At 49.7% G+C, this 288-nt stretch carries 1 pseudogene; it reads right to left on the bottom strand.

Annotated features, from left to right (window positions below):
- Nucleotides 1–288, bottom strand: a pseudogene (locus ACJQQZ_RS12585) (hypothetical protein); the annotation flags it as partial.

Raw genomic sequence — 288 nt, 5'->3', positions numbered from 1 at the left:
TGCATCTGATTCAACATCAGTAAGCGCATCTGACTCAGCGTCAGTAAGTGCAAGTGACTCAGCGTCAGTAAGCGCAAGCGACTCAACATCAGTAAGCGCGTCTGACTCAGCGTCAACAAGTGCATCTGATTCAGCGTCAGTAAGTGCATCTGACTCAGCGTCAACAAGCGCATCTGACTCAGCGTCAGTAAGCGCAAGCGACTCAAACTCAGTAAGCGCGTCTGACTCAGCGTCAACAAGTGCATCTGATTCAACATCAGTAAGTGCATCTGACTCAGCGTCAGTAAG

Origin of the sequence: Staphylococcus sp. KUGN1 (genome assembly GCF_045984185.1) — a bacterium.
Classification (GTDB): domain Bacteria; phylum Bacillota; class Bacilli; order Staphylococcales; family Staphylococcaceae; genus Staphylococcus; species Staphylococcus warneri_A.
Note: the sequence above shows the minus strand (reverse complement) of the source record. Positions and strands in the feature narration are given on the sequence as shown.